Source organism: Devosia elaeis (genome assembly GCF_001650025.1).
GTDB classification, from domain to species: Bacteria; Pseudomonadota; Alphaproteobacteria; order Rhizobiales; family Devosiaceae; genus Devosia; species Devosia elaeis.
In genome coordinates, this window is record NZ_LVVY01000079.1 from 21341 (window position 1) to 37500 (window position 16160).

Sequence of the window (16160 nt, forward strand, 5' to 3'; positions counted from 1 at the left end):
CTACTCCGGCCTTGCCAGCAGGTCATCCTCTAGAGGGTTGTCGCCCTCAATCTTCCTGGCCGCCTCCCGGCGCTTGGCCGTGTCCCGCGCTTCACCGCCCTGTCCCCGCGCGTGAAGAGCTAGCGAACGGCGAAACGACAAGATGGAGCTCGCGTGCATCTGGACGATGGCTTTGCGTGGGTTCGCAACCGGCGTCCCCTTTTCCGAGTAGGACACCCCGCCCTCATCCCGAAGCAATTGCTGCTCGCGGGTGAGGTCGGCCATCGTCCTGGCCAGGAGCGCGGCTATTTCAAGCTGATGGGCCGTCCATTCCGACCGGGCAAACTCGGCAATCACGCTCTCAAAAAATGGAAGGTCGTCGACCTCCAGCGGCACGTTTTTCGGCGGCTCCAAAACCGCCGTCGCCTTCGCCATAACGCGCACGGCTTCCGTGGCGCTGTCGATGCGCGCCCTCCGCTTGCCTGCCATGTGGACTGCCCTCACTGCGCGCGCACGCGCGAGCCAAAAAACTGTGTTAGCGCTGACGGAAAGGGGGGCGCGCGCTGTGGGCGGCGATCGATCGGAGACTTTCGACCCACCCCCGCCCTCACTCCTCGATAGGGTACCCGTCCGCCCCAAATCGGATCACGACCTTGCCGGCCTCCTCAAGGCGCTTGTCGCTGTCATGGCAATGCTTGCAGAGGCTCTGGAGATTGTCAGGATCATGAAACAAAGCCTCATCGCCCTTGTGAGGCTTGATGTGGTCCACAACCGTGGCGGCCTCGACTATCTCGCGCCGAAGGCAATACTCGCATAGCGGCTGCTCGGCCAACTGCCGGTCCCTTAGCGCCTGCCACCGCTTGCGGCCGTAGAGATGCTGCCATGGCCGCTTGTCGCGGTAGTTCAAGCAACGGGCCGCACGAACGGCACGACGTTGCCGACAGAACCGAAGCGTACATGCTTGATCGGGATCGTCACGACCGCCACGAGCTCGTCGCCCATGGTCTGAATGCTGGTGATATTCGCGCCGACTGCGTACTCGCTGCCGACGCGCAGGTGCAGCTTGTCGTCGCTGCCCTTGTTCAGTTCGATGTTGGTCATGGGGAGACCGCGGCACGCACTGCCGCGTCCTTGGCCTCGAGCAGCTTGCGCAGCGCGACAGTGCGCTCCGGGTTCCGAGTGGTGGTGTCGATCAAAGTGCGGGCCAGTGCTGCGAACGGTGCGCTGCGCTCTTTCAGCGCGGGCGGAAGGTGCGCGTAATGGAAGAAGCGCAGGATGTGGTCCTGCTCAATCTCTGATGCCGTGAACTCTGTCGGCGCGGGGTGGATGTCAGACATGCAAATCTCCTCAAAATGCAGAAAGCCCGCACGGCGGCGGGCTGGGTGGCATTGGTTGCAGCGGTGGGAATCGAACCCGCTTCCTTCAGGTTATGAGCCTGACGAGCTACCGGTGCTCCACGCTGCTGAAACTGGTCGTTGCAGCAGGATTTGAACCTGCGACCTGCCGATTATCGGTCGGCTGCTCTACCGGCTGAGCTATGCAACAATGGTGCCGACGCGAGGGATCGAACCCCGGACCTGATGCTTACAAGGCAACTGCTCTACCAACTGAGCTACGTGGGCAAACTGGTCGGGATGGCCGGACTCGAACCGACAACATGCGCGCCCCAAACGCGCCGCTCTACCGCTTGAGCTACACCCAGATGAAATTGCTGGCGGGGTACGTCTGCACCCGGAGCGCGTACTGGTCCACCTCCACGCAAAATGCGCTTTTGGCCCCACGCCATCTCTACCCGCCACCGGGCCTGCCTCGAATGCGCCTTCGCGCAAATCTCTGCCGGGCTCAACCCGCATGCGCAGGGAGCCCGGCGATCACCCGTCGCTGGAGGAGGCAGCGCCAGGGGATAAGTAGAGGCTTGCCATCCTCGGCCAAGGATGGTGCACGTTGGTCGAAACCTTCGCTATGCTGGCTCACGTGACAGAGCCCCGTGCCGATGCCTGCCGATACAGGCTGCCTCATTCGGTCCCAACGCTCGGCTGTAGCTGGCACGCCACAATATCCTCGCTGCCACGCGAGGCCACCGAATACCGTTGGGATTGGGGAGGCGCAAAAGCGCCGATAGTCACGCCCGGCTCATCGCTGGCCGAGCGTCCGTCGCGGCCACAGCCTTGCGCACGGAACCAGGTGGGGCACCAACTGCCCCTTCACTGGTACCGCACGGGAGGGGGAATTACCCATGGGTTAGTTGCCTTCGCGGTCCACTGCTGCCAGTTCGCGCTGAACCACCTCTAAGCCCATCATCACCAAAACACGGCCGGCTGGGGCGCTGCTGGCTTTTCCTGTTGCTCCTCGTGCTTCCCCGATGGCAGACAAGGTCTCTCCGTGCAGAACCGCATCTTCGAACGGCTCCATCAATGGGCCAAGCGCTGCCTGAAGTCGGCGGATGATCTTCCGGCAATCGATAGCCTCAATTATCAGCCTATCGCCGTTCCATTTCCGCGGGACAGGCTTTGCCGGCTTGCGAGGGAACACCTGCCCAGTTGCCACCATTTCGTTGGTCACGTCATCGGACACCGGGACAACCTTATAGGTGCCGTCGTCACCATCGAACTGGCCGATTGCCGACTTCACCTTCCGCTGGCCCTTATAGACAACTGTGCCGTCCTCTCGGGTGTGTGTCCGGTTGTCGATAGGCACGTTGTAGATGTCATCCGGCACTGTCCCTATTAGCGGCACCTCGACCACCGAAACGTCGTAAATTGCCCTGTAGCGCTCTGCGACCTTGAGCAAAACTTCATTGCCGTCCTTGCGCAGCCATTGCGCCAAGGGCCATGCTTGGTTGTCGTTGGCCGGGCAGTTAATCCAGTCCGGGCGCTTAGCATCTAGCTTGGCAAGGCGGCGTTTCTGCGCGGCCACAGCCTTGGCTGAAGACGGGGCATGCTCGACCCGGGATGGGATATCGGAGCCGTCGGAGAATAGGATTGAGTTGCTGCTAGCGATGGTCATGCTGCCTTCCTCCTGGCATTGCGCTGTTCTTGCCGCTCTTGCCACCTACGGTCCCGCTCCTCCCAATAGTGTTGCTTCCGCTCGGCCTCGTCCTCCAGATATTTTTGCCCGACCGGCTCATCGAGCTTCCATTGGCTCTCGATTTTTGGGGTGAAAACTCTACACGCGATACGCTCTTTCTCGCAGATGTCCGCGATCAAGTTGTGGGCTTCGACCGAGCCACAACGAAACCATTCACCAACCCCTCCAGCATAAAGTCGTCCTGCATCCTGATGCGCCCAGGTTTCAACTTTCGTCGCGAAGGACGTTTTTTCGAATTTGAAGATGCGATGTACGAACAGTCGGAGCGGGTTTCCGGTTTGAAGCGACCGTAGCCGAGACACCACGCTGCTTGCCTTGCCGATCTTTACGAAATCTGGGTCAACGCCTCCGATGACGTACACTGAAAACGCCCCCGCAGGGGCCCTGGAAGGAACATCGGCGTTTATCGCAGATATTTCTGTGTGCATGCGTTCAAGCATGGCAAGGGTTGCATTGGTGTTGCCTCCGCCCGTCATCCGGACGAAGCCATTGTCGTTCGCCGCTTGCATGTATTTCCCCTCAATGTGGTGGTGTGCCCGATTGGTGGCCGGGCATTTGTTATTTATGGTTTTGAGGCCCAGCGAGCAAGCCAACCCCTAACCAAATCTTCAGCCTGGGCCGCGGCTTCGGCTTCGGTTGCGGCCCGCACAACAGCGACTTCGTGCCCCAGAGCCGCCAGTGTTAAGCAGCATCCAGCGTTACAGGAAAATTTTGGTAGGCATTATCCCCAAAATACATCCTAGCTGCACGGTCATAGGCTTCTGCCGCAGCCTCACGCGTTAGATGACGCCCAAGGTGCTTTGTTTTTTTCTCTACCTGAATCTGGGCCAGCCATTTGCCGCTTTGCTTGTCAAACGAAACACCCTTGTATCCCGATGAATTGGCTTTTCCTGGCGGCGCAGCCACTATCCCGGCCCTTATTAAGGCGCCCATCTCTCCGCTTTCCCATCTTTGACGAAGTGCGGAAGCGACCGCTTCCACATGCTCTGGCGTTTTTGGCCTCCCTATCAACGCATCACTTTGCCGACGACGCGCCTCGGGGTCTTTGTACCTTTGGGTAGAGATTTCCGACGCCATCTTACGCTGTTCTGGGTCAGCGTATCTCTTCACCTGGGCCGCACTCCAAACTGCGCGCAGTTCCTCGTCCTGGAGTCGTTCAGTCATTATCAATGACATCTTCTTTTTCCGGGTAGCAGGGAACACAAATCCGGACGACCCCTCGCCACCATCAGTAAGGTTGGTAAGCGTTCCTTTGCCGATATTGCGGCGACCGAAGCGAGCTATCTCTCTAGTTTCGATTTCGAATGCTTCAACCTCCGACAGCCCTTCAGCAATATTGTAGACCCGAGGATCCACCCCGTCATTCTTGAGCCTTTCATACACACGCATAAAAAAGGGATTGTGTATTTTAAGTCGATGAGCACGAACCCCTCTTCCCTTCCCGATATAGAAAACCTCTTTGGTATCCGGCCTCTCCCAGGCATACACATAGAAGTCCTTTTTACCGCATCCCTGGCCAGTCTTTTGGTCGATAACCTTCGTCATAAGCCCTCATGAGAAGCGCCACGTGCCTCGGCACGGGCTTTGGATTACTGGGTCGCTCGATCTCTGAAACCTGCGTGGCGCGGGGGTAAAGAAGAACCCCCGCCAACTGCTTTTGCGTTAGGCCGAGCCGCTGCCGGATGGACCGAAATTCGTCATTGGTCACCATAACACCTATATAGTGAATTTTCGCTACTATCACAAGGTTATGGTAGCGAATTTTCTTTACCGCCCTCTACCCACTCCCGAACAATCCGCAGCACATCCTCTACGCCCTGCTCGATGGTCGTGAACCGAACGATCTCAACCTGAAACCCGAGATGGCGGTGCAGCGCGTGCCGCTTGCGCTGATCGGCGCTGATCGATGTCTGTGGCCCCTTCAACTCGATCAGCAGAACCCGGCCGCCCAAGCCATAGAACCGAAGATCCTCCTCGCCGGCCTTGATGCCGGTCGCCTTGGCCTTGACGCTTTCCTGCCGACTGCGCCGTCCGGCATTGAAGTCGGCGGCGAAGGTGAACGTCACGCCGGGGGCGGCTTCGTCGCCATAGCCGGGTAGGAGTTTGAAGGCGCGCACCGCGGCGGCCTGGCACTCCCATTCCTGAATGTTATCATTGGCTGCCTGCATGACGACGCGGGTGCCGTTTGGGAGGGTTCGGGTAGTGGTGCGGGCCTTATTGCGAATTTGCATATATATAGGACCTCCTACGATTTATAGCCTATAAAGTGGTAGTTGTATTTTTTACAACAATATATGATAAGGCTATGTTATATAAGGGAAAATCCGTTGCAAAGGCACTGCAATAAGAATGCAAGTTGCAAAAACCGACCATGCCGAAAATTGCAATTGCAATCCTATTGCAAGCCGTTTTGCAACAATCAGGCAGCCTCTGCGGACTTGATCCGAACGGTTCCACGACCCTTCGGCACGGGGTAAATCTCATCCGCCTCGGCAAGGTGCTGGAAGGCTGCCTCCACCAGTCGCGGCTCTTTCTTCATGCCCTTCTTGCGCAGCAGAACCGCGCGTGAAATCTCACCCCCGGCCATTTCCAGATGCTGCATGATGAGCTTGCACAGGCGGTCGAAGTCGCTATCCACCATGAATTCCTTGACGCCGGAATCGATGTTCCAGAGCGACGCAGAGACAATCGCCCAGCCCCACTCAATATCGTCTAGCGATACGGCCGGGGCCTCCGGCTGCCGGGAGCACGCGCGAAGGGTTGCCAGCTTCAATGTCTGTTCTGCGGCGCGCCCGATAATGCCGTCCTTGGTGTGATCCTCGTCGATTGCGGAAAGCTGCCACTCCTCGATTTCCATCCAGCGGCGGCGAACCGTATCGTCCTGCCACGGAACCGCAAAAATCTGTGGCCTGGATGTTGAGATGCGCCAATTGTTACTGGACAGGTTGCCCGTGGTTACAGGGTACTTTTGCGCAACCCGCTTAACCTCCTGCACCAACGAAGGTGGCGGAACAAGCGGCACCCGATCTTCGCGCGGTCGCGGGCGATTCTTGGCCGCAATAACGGTCATGCGCCCGACCATGCCGTCAGAAAGGTTCTGGTCGCTGATTCCGGCATAGAATTCGGTTGGCGTGGACATGCCCAGGATGGAAATGCACGGGTTATAGACCGGCTCTGCCGCGTTATCGTTTACGGCGCGCCTTCCTTGCACCGGCACCTTTTGCTTACCAGTCCACATACCATCGCCCTTGGTGTATAGGTCCAGAAACACCTTGCGGATGCGCCGCTCGTAGCCGCCGGAGTTCCTGCCGTTCGTGGCCTGGAGAAACACGCCGATTTCGTCCATCGGCATGAGGAAGCAAGGTCTCTGCCGCACGACGTGCTCAAGCGCACTATCGGAGCTAATGTCACCCGGGCCGATCAGGTGCTGCATACCCGCGTCGGCCAGAAGTGCCTGGCTGGCCTTGAGCGGCTGGTCTTTGCCGAAGCCCGAGCCGGCAATGCCTATCAGATATAGGTTGAGCCCTAGCCCTGTCGGCGTGCTGTACCGACGACCGAACAGCGCCGAGCAGACGCCTATTGCGCCTATGGAGGCGAACTCTGGAACAGGTCGCCACGCGGACTCGAATATCCACCGACTGACCAGGCCCATAAGCCCGCCCTGGCTTCGATGATCGAATGGGTTCACTGTTCCTGCTGGAGCTCGCACTTCCTTGGGGGCAGCGACCGGAACAGCCGCGCTGTCCTGCTGCTCGGCGGGCGGCATACGCATCGGCTCGACCGGGGGTGCACTGCGCTTGGCCAAGCCGTTCGCGATGAGCCTTGATGTGTCGATTTCTGGCAGGGTCAATCCAAGACGGTCACGCAGCCACTTGAACGCGTCGTGGAAATTACATGGCAGGCACAGCATTACCAGGTCGATCGGCGTCAATCGCCGGTCGTCGTCGCCAAAGTCGACGATCCCGTCCGGATGAATCGACAGGTGAAGATTGCGTTCATGCATTGGCTTGCCGGAGCCGCTGGGGCGGTATCCCGCGACAGCGCGATAGCCGCCCTTGCCGCGAGACTTGGTAAGGCGGGGCAGCCCAAGGTCACCGACCCAAGCGTCCAGCCGTTGTAGGGCAACGTCGTTTACCTCACGCCATGCGGTGTCAGCGTCGCCTAGAACCGGGTCTGACACGACGGGCGGGACGAAACCAAAAGGCGCCAACGCTTCGGCAATTTTGTCAGCGATGTCGTCCGGCAGCTCGGGCAGATCACCTGGCTCGAACTGATCAAGCCCGTCGTCTACCCACGCGTATGGACGGCGAGTGTCAGGATGGACAGTCGGCGGAATGACGGTCTGCTTGCCATAGGCTAGCAGGTCCACAATGCGCTCGTTGCCAAGCGAGAATGACCTCGCGGTGATATCCGCGCTACCACGGTAGAACGCAGAAAAGCCTTTGGAGCCGTACTTTTTTACCGGGCTATCCGGCAAGATGGCGGCAAGCGCATCGCGCAGTTTTGGGTCGTCCGTGTCAATATCGACCACCTTGACTACATGGTCCAGCACAAGGCAGACACCCGCATCGGGCCACGAATCCCAAACCTTAATCTCGAATTCGGTGGGCAGCCGATCGCCATAGGCTTGCCATCCGCGCCGAGCGTGCCAGCGGCGTTGGGCATAGTCGCCGGGGATCTTGCTGTCAGGCATGACCGGGACAGCGCTAAAGCCGAGATCAACGAGGCGTCGACCAACGGATGCGTAGGGTGAATTTACTGGCTTAGGCTGCATTGGCGACTCCACCTGCGTTGCTATTTGCGTGCATGAGAGGGGTGACAACGCGATGCCACTCGACGTGACATGCCTTGCAAAGGTAACTCTTGGGCCACTCATCTGCGTCGCTAAAGAGATGCCGCGGCGCCCAATGATGGAGTTCCGATCCAGATGTGCTGCCGCAGCGCTCGCAGGGCTGGATTGTGTGTGCGCGAAGAACTGGCAATGCCGCTTTGCTGATGTGTTCTAGAAAGCGCTCTGGAATTGCACCACCCTTGGCCATGCAGGAGGTGCAGAACGCCTTGTAATGGACGATGCCGTTTGAGCAGTGCACCACACCGATGGAAATTGGCGCTTGGTGATCGGTGCATTTGACTTTGTGCCTGGGCAAGTAAACACCGGGCAGAGATGCTAATGCATGATCGAGCATGCCGGGCTGGGTGGGGATAGAAGGAAGTGGGGGCATTAGACGGCCTCAAGAATAGCGATAGATGCAGGCATGTGCATCGCAATGCGCCGCCCGAGCCAAACGAATTTCGGCACGGCCCAGCTATTGCCAAGAGCCTTATATCTGGGTCCATCTGGGCACTCGGATGCAGGTTTGCCGCGCCATGGGATGGCGGTGTAGTCCGGCGACCACCAGCGGCCAGCGTCGTCCTGCCATGCTCCGGGATAATCTGGAGCGCACAGGAACTGGAAACCCTGAAGGCGCTCACATTCGCGCGGCGTGAGGCGGCGGACGGCGGAGCCGACGATTGCACCGTTGTGACGACGCGAGCCGTTATTGCTGTCCAGCGTTGCGTGAACTTCGCCCACGCGCACACCAGATTGGCTGGATTGGAAGGCTACTGCCGCCAGCACATGCGGCTTATCGCCCCCGCCTGAGCTTGCGCGCAGAGCGGTTGCCACCTCTCCACCAAGCTCAGCGGTCGCACCGCCTTCTCGGCCACGGATGGCTACCGTTTGGGCAATGACATGAGCATTGGGGTCAGTCCCTGTTGTGAGCGGCGCTGACCTGTCGCCTTCATCATATGCTGCACCGTCACCGGCAACCCGGAATGAAGCCACCATCGTCGTGGTCTCGTAGTCCTGCGACGAACCTTCGCGCGTTGCGTCGCAACGCGCTATCTCAGGGGCGTAGGTGACCGTCTGAGCGAGGTAGCATTGCTGCTTTGCTCCTGGCTCAGCAGCCAAAGCCCCAACGATCTGGCCGTCACCGTTCATCAACCGAACTTCATCGCGGATGTTCTGCACAAATGCGACCGGCGCGGCGGACTCGACGAGTCCGCCATCCAGATCAAAATCCGTGCCTAGCCCGCCGCCGCCCTTAGTGCGTGCGCTAATTGTGGCGGCAAATCCTTTCCCCGCTTCTCGGCTCGGCGCAGTATGCCGCTGCACGCCTTCGAGCTCAAAAAGAACCTGGGCGGGATCGGCCCCGTTTCCAAAATCTGCGACAACGAGCACACGGCGGCGGCGTTGGGCCACTCCGAAGTATTGAGCGTCGACGATACGCCACGCGGCGCGTCCCTTCGGTCCAGAGACCAGACCTGCACTTGGCCACTTGCCTCTTGCCGGTGGCTCGATGGGGGTATCTGCGCCCACAAGTCCACCCAGGAAGCATCCGAAGGCGTTGTCTTTTGTGCTGAGCACGCCGACGACGTTTTCCCAAACGACGTTCCGAAGTCCATTTCCGTCTGCAAGTTCATGAGCCAGCCTCACAAATTCGAGTGAAAGATTGCCGCGGGCATCGTCGAGCGACTGGCGAAGGCCGGCCACCGAGAACGCCTGGCACGGGGTGCCGCCGCACAGGATGTCGACCTGCCCCAGCGTCGTGGTGTCGATCTGGGTGAGGTCGCCAAGGTTCGGCACGTCAGGGTAGTGATGCGCCAGAACAGCCGAAGGGAACTTCTCAATTTCCGAGAAGGCGACGGCCTGCCAGCCGAGTGGACCCCATGCGACCGAGGCCGCTTCGATGCCGGAGCAAACCGACAGGAAGCGCAGCGGTTCTCCTGCCACGTCAGTGGCTGGTCCTGGATGGGAATTATCATTGGCCGGCGTTCCGATGGCACAAACCGCCTGCACTTCGGCGCGAGCCTCAAGCGTATAGGCGACATCAGCCTGCACACCTACGCCATCTGGCCCGCTGTTCGGATTGGTGCGCAATGCACCAGCCTGTATTGCGTATGCGCTCACCACGGCCCCACTCCCTCCTGAATAACGGCCCGCAGCTCGCGCCCGCAGGCCTGCCAGATCGCGCCGACGAATTGTTCTGCTGTGTCTGCCTGCCATTCCGCCAGGTCCGTCCCATGCTCTTCCAGAAACCCGCCCACCGCATCCACGGCGCGCGCCACGGCGGCTTTTTCGTAGGGCGACAGGTTGCGTCGGGCGGCGGTGTAGAGCGGGCCGCCTACGGCGACGCACTCCTCGCAGAGCCACCGGGGGTCGGGGCTGGACCGCGATGCGGCACCAAGGCCAATGCCGGTGGCTTCCGCGCCGCAGCAAAAACAGACGGCGGGGCGGTCGGCGGCGGTTGTTGGGGTGAAGGTCATTATGCAACCCTCCCATCACGAGCGCGCTGCTCACGAATACGAAATCCAAATCCGCCCTTACCGGCCATTATTCCGCCTCCAGAGCGTTCCGGTTGGTCGATCTGTTCCGTTGTTGAAGACTCCGCTCTCGGGGGGGGGCATTGTCATTGTCGCCGAACAATCCGCCCATACCTGCTTGCGGCCTACGGCTCGCAATGCGGGCTCTGCGCTCAAGAGGCCCCGACAAGGCAAGGCGGATGCGCTCTTTGATGTCGGCCTGATATTCGGTCTCTCGCTCACACAGCACTGCCGAGAAGCCTTCGCGCAAAGCGGCCTCACCGGTACTGCCGGAACCGGCAAACGGGTCGAGGATCGTACCACCGGGCGGGGTGATAAGTCGGCACAGCCATTGCATTAGGTCGACCGGCTTTACGGTTGGGTGCTTGCTGCCGAGGCGGTCCTCAGCGTCGGCTTTGGCGCTATAGAAAAAGCGGGATGCGCCGTCAGGGAACGCATCTGTGACTTCATCGCTGCCTTCAAGGATGACGTTGGCAGGCCAGCGGCCAAGCTCATGGGGTGTGGCTCCCGCCCGGTCGCGGATATCTGCGCCAAAAATGCTGTTCTGGCGAGATCCGGCGTTCTGGACGCTTGCGTACTTCTCCGCCAACTGGCTGTCTGCGGCCTTAATCCGCGCCCCATCAATGTTCAGAGCACCTGTGCCGTGCTCGAGCACGTTGGACGCAACCGTGCCGTCGAGCGGCTTGCGTGCAAGCATGATAGGTTCGGTGGCAGGCTTGAGCGCCGTACCCCAGCCTTGCCACTCCGCAGCCTGCGGAGTGGCTGGTTCATCGCCATCTTTTTCGTGATAGCCGCGCGCGATGGCGGCTTCGATCCACGGACGGGTTGCGCCCTCGGCACCATCCTTGCCGCCCCCAGTCGCTTTAGGATTTCGCGGATTATAGTCCCGAACCTTGGTGCGCTCCGCCCCAGCAGCCTTGTCGATCGCTTTCGACACATCATGGCTTTTCGGGAATCCAGATCCATAATGCCAGAGCAGCATGTCGCGCGGCTCAAAACCCGCATCCTCGATGGCAACTGCCATGCGGTGATAGGTGCGCGTACCACTGAAGGCGACAACGTGCCCGCCGGGCTTCAGAACGCGCAGGCACTCGGCCCAGAATTCATCGCTGAACGCGACTTCGCCGGTATCCCACGTTTTCCCCATGAAACCGGCCGCTCCCCGCCCATAGACATCCTTGGCAGGCTTGCTGCCAGGCTTGCCGAACCTCTTCTGGATCGACACGAGTGCGTATGGAGGGTCTGTTACAATCGCGTCGATGCTGTTATCTGGGATCAGCCGAATTGCGTCGCGGCAATCACCGCAATGCAATGTGACCCTGCCGTCGGCCAGCGCTTCGGTAACAATGGGCGGTTGTTCGACCGCCACTTTCGTGGTGCTCATGGATTCTCCTCTTGTGGTGGTAGGCCGCAGGCAGTTGGTGGCCGCCTGCGGGCGCGTAGTGACTACTGCGCGCGGACGCTGCGCAGTAGTGGGTGCTAAATGGCTGCGACCTTTTCGGCGAAAGCCTGCACTTCAGCGAGCGCTGCACGCTTGCCCTCAAAGTACATGAGGGCGGTTGCGTTCTGGCACTTTCCCTTTTCCTGAACCGCCTCTCGACGCGCACGGTCGATGGCGTCGATAATCATTTTGGGGCGATCGATTGCCTCGATGCGTTCTCCTAGCGCTGCCATGGTCACGCCACCCGCATCGTCAACGTCTCGCCACCCGTCACCAGCTCAGCGCCAGCGACCTTCTTGCCGGCGTCCAGCCGTTCCTTGATGGCCGCTTTATCAGGCGACGAAACGACCCGAAGCGCCCACTTCGGCAGGGCGGCCTCGTCCACAATCTCAACCCGGTCGCGCCCCTTGCCGATTGACACCGTGGCTTCAGGCAGTTGCACGCGCTGCTGGCCGGACTTCTGCAACAGGCCCAGCACAATGGCGCGCATAGCCTCATTGCGGCGCTCGAACCTCTGGCGGCGGGCCTGGTATTCGCCGATCAGAACGGCAATCCCAGCGGCCATGGCCTTGGCTTCCTGCGCCTGCCGGACCAGGCGCGACAGCACGTCGTTGAGGCCCATGCCTTCAAAGGTGTCGGCGGCCAGTTCTGGATCGTCGGCCAATTCGGGCCACTGGTGCAGCGCGGCTGCAATGTCCGCTGCAATGCGCCGGGCGCCCCATGCTGCGTTGTCGTTTGCGTGTGTCATGGAAGTCTCCTCTGGTGGTGGGTGGCGCCAGTTGGTAGCTGGTGCCGGTTGGGTTAGGCGGCGAGCGGCTGGTGGGTGATGGCGTTTTCGGACAGGCGCTTCATGGTCTCGACCAGCGGGTTGACGAACTCCACCTCAACGCCGGTTTCGCGGCCCATGTCGATCACCTTGCCAAGCGCCGCCATGAACTCGGCGCGTCGCGCCTCCTCAATGGAAGGCAAGGACGCCACCCACGCCTCAAATTCGAGCAGCGCAGCGTCTGGAGTGTCACCCTTGAAGTGTTTGGACTTGAAGTCGGTATAGCCCGCGCCTGCATACCAATGAGCGTCGACGCTCAAGGACGCGTTGGCGTTGACGCAAAAGTTGACGACGGGCTTTGCGATGCCTTTCGCGGTCATGCGCGCGGGCAGGCAATCAACTCGCTGTTGGATCGCAGATACGGTCATATCGGTGGTTTTCATAAGCAGTCTCCTCTTGTGGTGATGCCCCGCAGGGCCGGTTGGTGCGCCTCAGTAGTGGCGCATTAGAACGGAATATCGTCCATCATCGCCCGCAGCCGCTTGCGCTCCGCATTATCATTCGCAGGCACCGGCACATTGTCATTGGCCGGTGCCGAGCCGGCCTTCCAGGCATCAACGTTCCAGTAACGACCGTTTTTCTTAAGCCGCACCTCTGTTGTTATGGCGAGCTCGCCTGCTCGGGCAAGGAACTCATCAGGATTTTTCGGGAACGGCCGTTGCCCGCCATGGTTGATCCAATATCGATCGGCGCGCTGTTTCGGGTAGCCGGTGTGGCCCGGGCAAATCCAATCCTTCTGAATTTCCAGACCCAGGCTGTAGTCCACCCTTACTGATGGCAGCCCACCGACTTTTTCGTGCCGCTGGAATTTCCGTCCGGTCACCTGCCGCCAGATTGGCTCCTCGGTGGACAGGATTGGAGCGTCGGAGGCTGTTGCCAGAACTTTTGGGGCGGTATCAAACTCAAACTGGTGCCCACAGCAGGTGCAAACTCGGACGGAAGCATGCAGGATTTCCTCGCACTGTGGACACAATTTCACGGGCGCCTCCCCGCCACCCTTGCCGGGACGCTTCGGCTCGATCTGATCGACTGGGCCGTGCTCATAGATATTACCGACAAAGTCCATATAGCGCGCGTCGGGCTTGGGGCCGTTGGCGATTGCGTCTCGGCGGCCGGCCGCGTCGGTCCTTTCAGGATCAAACCCCGGCGGGTAGATCACCCGCGTCAAGCGCCCTGCCCGCTGCGCGTACCGGTTGGCGGACTTGGTCTTGTAGGTATCCACCAATAGGTCTGCGCGCGGCAGATTCGTGCCGGTCGAGAGAACGTTGTCGTTGCTGAGCGCCCAAATATCACCGCGCTTGAACGCTTCGATCAGACGACGCCGCTCATTCTTTGGAGTCTTGCCGGAAATTACCTCACAAGTGCGCCCAGCCGCCCGGACCAGTTCGGCCATGGTGTGAGCGTTTTCGATGCCAGGGCAGAAGAACAGTGCCGACTTGCGATGCCCCTCTGTATCAAACACCTCCTCAACGATACGGCCATACTTGTCTTGCGCCTTGACGGCGGCAGCTAGCGCGCCGGGAGCATAATCTCCCTTGGTCGTGCGGACCCCGGAAATATCGATCATCGTCTCGACGCGCTTGGATGTGATCGGCGTCAGATAGCCGTCGTCGATGCCGCGCCGAATGCCGTACTCATAGACGACCTTGTCGAAGAGACGGTCGTCGCCTTCGTCCAGTCGTCCGCTATCGAGCCGATATAGCGTTGCCGAAAACCCGACGATTTTCATGTCGGGATTGATGGCAAGCAGGTCATTGATCAGGACGCGATACATCGTGTTCGCGTCGTTTGGGACCAGGTGCACCTCATCAATCTTGAGCACATCGACCCAGCCGATTTCGGACGCCTTGTTCCAGATGGTCTGCACCTGCCCAAACAGGATTTGAGCATTGCGGTCACGTCGGCCGAGGGACGCAGCGAAAATACCAGCTGGTGCAAACGGCCAGATGCCCAACAGTTCCTGGTAGTTGCCGGCAACCAGTTCCTCGACGTGGGTGCAGTTGAGAATGCGCAGGTCAGGCCAGCCTGTCACAAGCCGCTGATCCACCATGCCAGCGGTCCCCGATTTGCCCGTGCCGGTTGCCATGTCGATTAGCGCGTGGCCGGGTTCTTGCTCCCAATAGGCGAAGAGGGAGTCCACGGCCTCGTCTTGGTAGTAGCGCGGTCGGAACATCATGCAGCCTTCTTGGAAGAGTGCTCTTGCACGTAGTCGGCCGCTTTGCGAATGACCGACGCGTTCTCCTTCAAGAGCCCAATAGCTTGGTTGCACAGTGAACACAGAATGCCGCGAACCTTCCCAGTATCGTGGCAGTGGTCCACATGCATTGAACGAAGATCATTGAACGGCTCTTCGCAAATGGCGCATCGATTTCCCTGAGACGCAGCGAGGCTATCGCGCCCTTCGGACGTGATCCCATATTCACGAACTAAGCGAAGTTCTTTGGCGCGCTCTTTCCTGCGCTCGCGCGCCAGCCTATCGCACTCAACGCAATTGTTCGACGAGACAAACCGCTCCCAGTGCCCATGGATGCATGGGCGTAGTGGAGTGTAGATTCGCGCCATCGACATCGCTGCAATGGATCGCATTAGATTAGCCCGCGCAGCGCCCCGACCTTGGCCGTAACCACGGCCGGCATGGCGAGCGGAGGAGAGATTGGTGCATGCACAGCAGCGACCGCCCTTAGAATACCGAGGCGCGTCATGCCCGTGAAGACAAGGCTCGCCAGTGTAGAAGAACGCTATTCCACGATCTCGGGCGTCTCCGGACGTTTTCGGAAGCTTCGATATTTCCAACCCGTGCCAAAAGTTCCACGGTTCAACGTCATTGTCGTTGGCGGGAAAAAGAGTGCCACCCATCCCTAAGCCGCCCGCGCCACGTTGTCATTGGCCGCCAGGGCCATGACTTTGGCCCGCGCTTCACTCTCGATCTGCCGGACTCGCTCTCGCGTGATGCCCCAATCGCCGGATATTTCCTGAAGCGTCTCACCACCGGCACGACGCAGGATCACGTCGCGCTCGCGCCGCGTCAGGGCGCCGAGAAGCGTTGAAAGATCGGAACTGGCTTCCTGCGCCCCGCTTATCTGAATCTCAGGCGGATTATCGACCGCATCGGCCGAGACCATCACGATGCGCCGACCGGTCATTTCCTTATAGTCGGCCGCAGCGCCTTTCATGCACCAACAGAGCCAGGTGTAAAAACCGGCATACGGGTTGCCTGGCGTCTGCCGGAACGTGCGCCAGCGATGAAGCGCCACGACAACTGCCTGGCCGGCAAGGGCGCCAGGATCGGATGAGAACCGCTTCGCTCTGGCAAGAAGTCGTGGATATGCGGCGGCGAGGTGAGCGTCGAATTCGGCGGGTCTATTGTCGTTCGCAGGCGTGGGGGCTCTTGGCATTTTTACTCCTCTGTGGTGTGTTCGGCTGGTTAGGCCGCTGTGGCGGGTTGGTCGGTGACCCCATCCCGCC

18 protein-coding genes and 4 tRNA genes are annotated in these 16160 nt (G+C 60.1%); all 22 read right to left on the reverse strand.

All coding sequences use genetic code 11. The annotated features are described in order from the left end of the window. The 22 genes from A3840_RS08750 to A3840_RS19040 all read right to left on the reverse strand — a co-directional run bounded on the left by A3840_RS08750 (position 1) and on the right by A3840_RS19040 (position 16090). A complete protein-coding gene (locus tag A3840_RS08750) occupies positions 1-468 on the reverse strand; it encodes a terminase small subunit (protein WP_067455017.1) in 468 nt (155 codons plus the stop codon). A 118-nt stretch (positions 469-586) separates the two neighbouring features. Beyond that, a complete protein-coding gene (locus A3840_RS08755) occupies positions 587-886 on the reverse strand; it encodes an HNH endonuclease (RefSeq protein ID WP_067454973.1) in 300 nt (99 codons plus the stop codon). Beyond that, positions 883-1080: a hypothetical protein gene (locus tag A3840_RS08760; RefSeq protein ID WP_067454976.1), complete on the reverse strand. Its 198-nt coding sequence runs from the start codon at positions 1078-1080 to the stop codon at positions 883-885. The genes A3840_RS08755 and A3840_RS08760 overlap by 4 nt, the downstream gene beginning before the upstream one ends. Next, positions 1077-1316 carry a hypothetical protein gene (locus A3840_RS08765; protein WP_067454979.1) on the reverse strand — a complete coding sequence of 80 codons (240 nt, stop codon included), beginning with the start codon at positions 1314-1316 and terminating at the stop codon, positions 1077-1079. Before A3840_RS08765 ends, A3840_RS08760 begins: the two co-directional genes overlap by 4 nt. Positions 1317-1368: 52 nt before the next feature. Further along, positions 1369-1443, reverse strand: a tRNA-Met gene (locus tag A3840_RS08770). A gap of 5 nt (positions 1444-1448) precedes the next feature. Next, positions 1449-1524 (reverse strand) — tRNA-Ile (locus A3840_RS08775). Position 1525: 1 nt separating this feature from the next. Next, positions 1526-1601 (reverse strand) — tRNA-Thr (locus A3840_RS08780). Positions 1602-1605: 4 nt separating this feature from the next. After that, a tRNA-Pro gene (locus tag A3840_RS08785) sits at positions 1606-1681 on the reverse strand. A gap of 539 nt (positions 1682-2220) precedes the next feature. After that, positions 2221-2985, reverse strand: coding sequence for a hypothetical protein (locus A3840_RS08790; RefSeq protein WP_067454982.1), 765 nt, complete (start codon positions 2983-2985; stop codon positions 2221-2223). Continuing rightward, positions 2982-3575, reverse strand: a complete 594-nt coding sequence (locus A3840_RS08795) for a GIY-YIG nuclease family protein (RefSeq protein WP_067454985.1) — start codon at positions 3573-3575, stop codon at positions 2982-2984. The genes A3840_RS08790 and A3840_RS08795 overlap by 4 nt, the downstream gene beginning before the upstream one ends. A gap of 172 nt (positions 3576-3747) precedes the next feature. Beyond that, positions 3748-4611 (reverse strand): GIY-YIG nuclease family protein, encoded by an 864-nt coding sequence (locus tag A3840_RS08800; RefSeq protein WP_067454988.1) that lies wholly within the window; start codon positions 4609-4611, stop codon positions 3748-3750. 203 nt (positions 4612-4814) lie between these two features. After that, a complete protein-coding gene (locus A3840_RS08805) occupies positions 4815-5297 on the reverse strand; it encodes a VRR-NUC domain-containing protein (protein ID WP_067454991.1) in 483 nt (160 codons plus the stop codon). A 188-nt stretch (positions 5298-5485) separates the two neighbouring features. Then, positions 5486-7840, reverse strand: coding sequence for a bifunctional DNA primase/polymerase (locus A3840_RS08810; protein WP_165603157.1), 2355 nt, complete (start codon positions 7838-7840; stop codon positions 5486-5488). A 447-nt stretch (positions 7841-8287) separates the two neighbouring features. Beyond that, complete coding sequence (locus A3840_RS08815) at positions 8288-10015, reverse strand: DNA cytosine methyltransferase (RefSeq protein WP_245676581.1); 1728 nt, start codon at positions 10013-10015, stop codon at positions 8288-8290. After that, positions 10012-10371 carry a DUF6511 domain-containing protein gene (locus A3840_RS08820; RefSeq protein ID WP_067455000.1) on the reverse strand — a complete coding sequence of 120 codons (360 nt, stop codon included), beginning with the start codon at positions 10369-10371 and terminating at the stop codon, positions 10012-10014. Before A3840_RS08820 ends, A3840_RS08815 begins: the two co-directional genes overlap by 4 nt. Positions 10372-10438: 67 nt before the next feature. Next, complete coding sequence (locus A3840_RS08825; RefSeq protein WP_067455003.1) at positions 10439-11812, reverse strand: DNA-methyltransferase; 1374 nt, start codon at positions 11810-11812, stop codon at positions 10439-10441. Between the two features lie 95 nt (positions 11813-11907). Further along, positions 11908-12108: a hypothetical protein gene (locus tag A3840_RS08830; RefSeq protein WP_131798286.1), complete on the reverse strand. Its 201-nt coding sequence runs from the start codon at positions 12106-12108 to the stop codon at positions 11908-11910. Then, positions 12105-12617, reverse strand: coding sequence for a siphovirus Gp157 family protein (locus tag A3840_RS08835; protein WP_067455009.1), 513 nt, complete (start codon positions 12615-12617; stop codon positions 12105-12107). The genes A3840_RS08830 and A3840_RS08835 overlap by 4 nt, the downstream gene beginning before the upstream one ends. A gap of 53 nt (positions 12618-12670) precedes the next feature. Continuing rightward, on the reverse strand, positions 12671-13078 hold the full coding sequence (locus A3840_RS08840; RefSeq protein WP_067455011.1) for a hypothetical protein: 408 nt from the start codon (positions 13076-13078) through the stop codon (positions 12671-12673). Between the two features lie 62 nt (positions 13079-13140). Then, complete coding sequence (locus A3840_RS08845; protein WP_245676582.1) at positions 13141-14871, reverse strand: DEAD/DEAH box helicase; 1731 nt, start codon at positions 14869-14871, stop codon at positions 13141-13143. Further along, the gene (locus A3840_RS20250) at positions 14868-15551 is read right to left on the reverse strand and encodes an endonuclease VII domain-containing protein (RefSeq protein ID WP_082903757.1); all 684 of its coding nucleotides are present in this window, start codon (positions 15549-15551) and stop codon (positions 14868-14870) included. The genes A3840_RS08845 and A3840_RS20250 overlap by 4 nt, the downstream gene beginning before the upstream one ends. Positions 15552-15553: 2 nt before the next feature. Next, positions 15554-16090, reverse strand: coding sequence for a sigma-70 family RNA polymerase sigma factor (locus A3840_RS19040; RefSeq protein WP_082903758.1), 537 nt, complete (start codon positions 16088-16090; stop codon positions 15554-15556). Positions 16091-16160 lie beyond the last annotated feature (70 nt).